At 67.0% G+C, this 4,941-nt stretch carries 5 protein-coding genes; all 5 read left to right on the forward strand.

Annotation, left to right across the window (positions count from 1 at the left end; all coding sequences use genetic code 11):
* Window positions 1-596, forward strand: a 596-nt coding sequence (locus Q7O19_RS12915; protein WP_303810902.1) for an NUDIX hydrolase, incomplete at its 5' end; no start/stop codon positions are given.
* Window positions 593-1,681: a DNA replication/repair protein RecF gene (recF, locus tag Q7O19_RS12920; protein WP_303810903.1), complete on the forward strand. Its 1,089-nt coding sequence runs from the start codon at window positions 593-595 to the stop codon at window positions 1,679-1,681. The genes Q7O19_RS12915 and recF, both read left to right, overlap by 4 nt.
* 57 nt (window positions 1,682-1,738) lie before the next feature.
* Window positions 1,739-1,870 carry a hypothetical protein gene (locus tag Q7O19_RS12925; RefSeq protein WP_303810904.1) on the forward strand — a complete coding sequence of 44 codons (132 nt, stop codon included), beginning with the start codon at window positions 1,739-1,741 and terminating at the stop codon, window positions 1,868-1,870.
* Between the two features lie 21 nt (window positions 1,871-1,891).
* Complete coding sequence (locus Q7O19_RS12930) at window positions 1,892-3,937, forward strand: bifunctional diguanylate cyclase/phosphodiesterase (protein ID WP_303810906.1); 2,046 nt, start codon at window positions 1,892-1,894, stop codon at window positions 3,935-3,937.
* A gap of 34 nt (window positions 3,938-3,971) precedes the next feature.
* The coding region (locus Q7O19_RS12935) for an ATP-binding protein (protein WP_303810905.1) at window positions 3,972-4,941 on the forward strand (970 nt) is incomplete at its 3' end.

The following is a 4,941-nucleotide window of genomic DNA, read 5'->3' on the forward strand; positions in this document are numbered from 1 at the left end:
CTGGCCCACGCGTGCTGATGGGCCGGCGGGCGAAGGGCCATGTCTTCATGGCCAGCAAATGGGTGTTCCCCGGCGGGCGCCTGCACCCGGCTGATTTCCGCGTCGCCGCCGCCAGCGAATTGCATGATGACACGGCCAGCCGGCTGCACTTGACCGCGCCGCCGCCACGCGCCCGCGCCCTTGCGGCTGCGGCGGTGCGCGAATTGTTCGAGGAAACCGGCCTTGTACTGGGGTCGCCGGGCAGTGGCCGCACGAAATCGCCGGAATGGCGTGATTTCCTCGCCACTGGTCATCTCCCGCATCTGGAACCGCTGCGTTTCGTGGGGCGCGCCATCACGCCGCCGGTGCGGCCGCGCCGGTTTGATGCGCGCTTCTTCACGGTGGAGGCGCATCACCTTGTCAGCCTCGATCCCGGCGCCGGCTGCGGCGAGCTCGATGAGATCGCCTGGTTCAACTGGGACGAGGCCGAGAAGCTCGATCTGCCCAGCATAACGCGGGCCATCCTCGCCGATGTGGCGGCAAGGCTCGATGATCCGGCGCGGCCCATTCCCTATCACCGTTTCGACAATGGCCGGCATCGGCTGCTGACTCTGTGACGGCGATCACCCGCCTCACCCTCACCGATTTTCGCAGCCACGCCCACGCCACGATCACCGCGGGGCCGGGACTGGTGGTGATCACCGGTGACAATGGGGCGGGCAAGACCAACATATTGGATGCGATTTCGTTGCTGGCACCGGGGCGCGGCTTGCGCGGGGCGCCGCTGTCAGACGCGGCGCGGCAGGATGGGCCGGGCGGCTGGAGCGTGGCAGCGCATCTGATCTCGGCTGAAGGCGAAGTGCAGATCGGCACCGGCACGGCCGCCGCAGCACCCGAACGCCGGCTGGTGCGGGTGAACGGTGCCGCGGCGACGGCGACGGCGCTCAGCGATTGGCTGGCTTTGGTGTGGCTCACCCCGGCGATGGACCGCTTGTTCAGCGAAAGCAGCGGCAGCCGGCGGCGCTTCCTTGATCGGCTGGTGCTGGCGCTGCACCCCGGCCACGGCCAGCGCGTGAACCGCTATGAGGCGGCGATGCGCGAGCGCACGCGCCTGCTCACCGCCGATGGTCCAGCCGATCCGGTGTGGCTGGCCGGGCTGGAGGCCGACATGGCCGAGCATGGCGCCGCCATCGCGGATGCGCGCGCCGATGTGGTGGCAGCACTGGCGGCGGAACTGGGTGGCGCGCCTGATGGGCCATTTGCCCGGCCACTGATCGCACTGGCCGCCAATGACGCCGATGATCTGGCTGCGCGACTGGCGCGGGGCCGGGCGCGCGATGCCGCTGCGGCCCGCGCCCTTGAGGGCCCGCATCGAGCTGATCTGATCGTCACCCACGCTGCCAAGGCGATGCCGGCGGCCAGCTGCTCCACCGGCGAGCAAAAGGCGCTGCTCATCGCCATCGTGCTGGCGCATGCGGCGCTGGTGGCGCAACGCAGCGGCCGACCGCCGATCCTTTTGCTCGATGAAATCGCCGCGCATCTTGATGCCGGCCGCCGCGCCGCACTGTACGAACGGCTGACGGCGATGGGCGTGCAGGCGTGGATGACCGGCACCGATCCGGCGCTGTTTGCCGATCTGGCCGGCGGCGGCCCATCCACCTGCTGGCTGACACTGGCGGCGGGGCACATCATGCCCGCATAAAGCCGCTCTCCGCCGCGCCGTTACTCACAAGACGGTGCAGAGCGGGAGAAGGCGTGCATGTCGGAAAGCAGCTGGCCGAGTGGTGAACGCCTGCCCTTTGCGCTCCAGCCGGGGCGGGAACGGCCGCTGAGCCCGCGCCTGCTGTCGGCTGCCGAGCCCTTGCTGGCCGTGGCCGGCATCGGTGCCTAGTATTACAGCGCGGGCGGCCGGCTGTGGTGGAGTGCCGAAACCCGCCGCATCCTGGGTGTGGCCGAGGATTTTCAGCCTCTTCTGAGCAATGCGCTGCGTTTCTATATCCGCGAACACCGCCCGATTCTGTTGGGCGCGGTGAACGAAGCGTTGCGCAATGGCACATCCTGGGATCTGGAATTGTGCATCCGCCGCCCTGATGGCGAGCGCCGCCAGGTGCGGGCGCGGGGCCGGCCGGCTGTCGCCAGCGTGGAAGGCGCAGCGTTGATCGGCACGTTCGAGGATATCACTGTTCGCCACGAGGCCGCCGCCCGCGCCGCGCGGGAGTTGGATCTGCGCACCCGCACCGAAACCCTGTTGCGCGATGTGATCACCGGCATCCCGGCGGCGCTATCCGTTTATGATCGCGAAGAACGGCTGATCCTGGTCAACGATGTCTATCGCGACATCCTGCCCGATAACGGCCAATGTATGGTGAAGGGCGAGCGGCTGGCCGACATCATCACCCGGAAGGTGCTGGCCAATCACTATCGGCCGGAAGTCAGCGCCGATGATCCGCCCGAGAAGCGGCGGGCGTGGGTGGCCGATTATCTGCGCCGCCACCGTGAGCCCGGCTATAATCGCGTGTTCCACCTGCGCGACGGCAAGTTCATGCAGGCCAGCACAGCCGTTTCGGAAAGCGGCAACATCGTTTCGATCCGCACCGACGTGACGCCGTTGCTGCGCGCCGAACGCGAATTGCGTCGCCGGGCCGAGGAAGACACGCTGACCGGGCTGGCCAATCGTGACGTGCTGATGCAGCAACTGGAGCGCCTGCCCGATATCGGCCCGGCAGGTATCCTCGTGCTGTTCGATGTCGATTTCTTCAAGGCGGTGAACGACAGCCTGAGCCATGCCGCCGGTGACATGCTGCTGCGCCTGGTCGGGCGGCGCCTGCAGCGCTGCATCCGGGCTGGCGACGTGGCGGCGCGGCTTTCGGGTGATGAGTTCGCGCTGATTGTGCATGGCGTGGCCGCGCCAGACGAGATTCACGCCTTTGCGCTGCGCCTGCTCGCCCGTCTGCGCCGGCCGATGCGGCTGGGGGCCAGCCGCTATGCGCCGTCCTTTTCGGTGGGCATCGCGCCATTCCCGGCCAAGGGGTGCGGACCGCACGAACTGCTGGGCAATGCCGATGCCGCGTTGCTGGATGCCAAGCGCCAGGGGCGGGGTCGCCATGTGCTGTTTGGCGCCGAACTGGCCAACCGGGTGGTGCGCCGCACGCGGCTGGCCGATGCGCTGCGCCAGGCCATATCCGGGCGGCAGCTGGTGGCCGCCCTGCAACCGCAACAGCGGCTGGCCGATGGCAGCGTGATGGTGTTCGAAGCGCTGGCGCGCTGGTGGCACGAAGGCGAATGGGTGCCGCCGGCCGAATTTGTTCCGCTGGCCGAGGATGTGGGGCTGGCCCAGCCTTTGGGGTGCCAGGTGATGGACGCGGCACTGGCCGGCTTTGCCGCCATGCTGGCGGCCGGGCTGGAGCCGGGGCACCTGGCGGTGAATGTGTCCACGGCGCAACTGCTGGCCGATGATTTTCTCGACACGGTAAAGCGCAGCCTTGCCCGCCATTCCGTGCCCGCGACGCGCCTGGAGATCGAGGTGGCGGAGACCGTGTTGCTCGATCGTTCCATCGCGCGCATCGGCCACACGCTGGAGGCATTGCGGGCGATGGGCTGCACGCTGGCCATGGATGATTTCGGCACCGGCTATGCCTCGCTCTCCCACCTCACCAGCTTTCCGGTGGACCGCATCAAGATCGATCGCGGCTTCACCCGTGCAATCGATTCCGATGGGGATCGCGGCCTGATCGCGCGGACGCTGATCGGGCTTGGGCGCGGGCTGGGGCTGGAGGTGATTGCCGAAGGGGTGGAGACGGAGAGCCAGCGCAGCTTCCTCGTTGTGCATGGCTGCACCGCCATGCAGGGTTATCTGTTTGCCCGGCCGATGCTGGCCGACGAGGCGCTGCCGTGGCTGCGCGGGCAACAGCAGCGCTGCGCATTTCCCCCTCGCCCGCGCGCGCGGGAGTCACTATAGCCGAGGGACATTTCTGCATCCCGAGGCTGCTGCGTTGACCGACAACAATCCGAATCCCGCCCAGATCAATGATTATGGCGCCGACAGCATCAAGGTGCTGCGCGGGCTGGATGCCGTGCGCAAGCGCCCCGGCATGTATATTGGTGATACGGACGATGGTTCGGGCCTGCACCACATGGTGTTCGAAGTTTCGGACAACGCCATCGACGAGGCGCTGGCCGGCTATTGCGACCGCATCGATATCACGATGAACGCCGATGGTTCGGTGAGCGTCACCGACAATGGCCGCGGCATCCCCACCGGCATCCACGCCGAAGAAGGCGTTTCGGCGGCCGAAGTGATCATGACCCAGCTGCACGCCGGCGGCAAATTCAACAACAGCGACGACAACGCCTACAAGGTGTCGGGCGGCCTGCACGGGGTGGGCGTGTCGGTGGTCAACGCGCTGTCGGAGTGGCTGGAACTGACGATCTGGCGCGACGGCGAAGAACATTGGATGCGCTTCCACCATGGCGACGCCCAGGCGCCGCTGGCGGTGCGCGGGCCATCGAATGGCAAGCGCGGCACCCGCGTCACCTTCTTCCCCAGCATCGGCACGTTCAAGTTCATCGATTTCGATTTCGCCAAGCTCGAACATCGCTTCCGCGAGCTGGCCTTTCTGAACAGCGGCGTGCGCCTGTTCCTCAATGATGCCCGCCATGCCGATGTAAAGCAGGTGGAGCTCTATTATGAAGGCGGCATCGCGGCCTTCGTGAAGTTCCTCGACAAATCCAAGACGCCGCTGATCCCCAATCCGATCGCCATCACCGGCCAGGCCAATGATATCGGCATCGATGTCGCGCTGGAATGGAACGACAGCTATTACGAGCAGGTGTTGTGCTTCACCAACAACATCCCGCAGCGCGATGGCGGCACCCACCTCGCCGCCTTCCGCGCCGCGTTGACCCGCACGTTGAACCAGTATGCGGAAGCCTCTGGCCTGCTCAAGAAGGAGAAGGTCAACC

It is taken from the genome of Sandarakinorhabdus limnophila DSM 17366 (assembly GCF_945882885.1).
GTDB classification, from domain to species: domain Bacteria; phylum Pseudomonadota; class Alphaproteobacteria; order Sphingomonadales; family Sphingomonadaceae; genus Sandarakinorhabdus; species Sandarakinorhabdus limnophila_A.

Coding starts and splice junctions, on each gene's coding strand:
- Q7O19_RS12925 (WP_303810904.1), top strand. CDS start 1,739: ATGTCGGAAAGCAGCTGGCCGAGTGGTGAACGCCTGCCCTTTGCGCTC.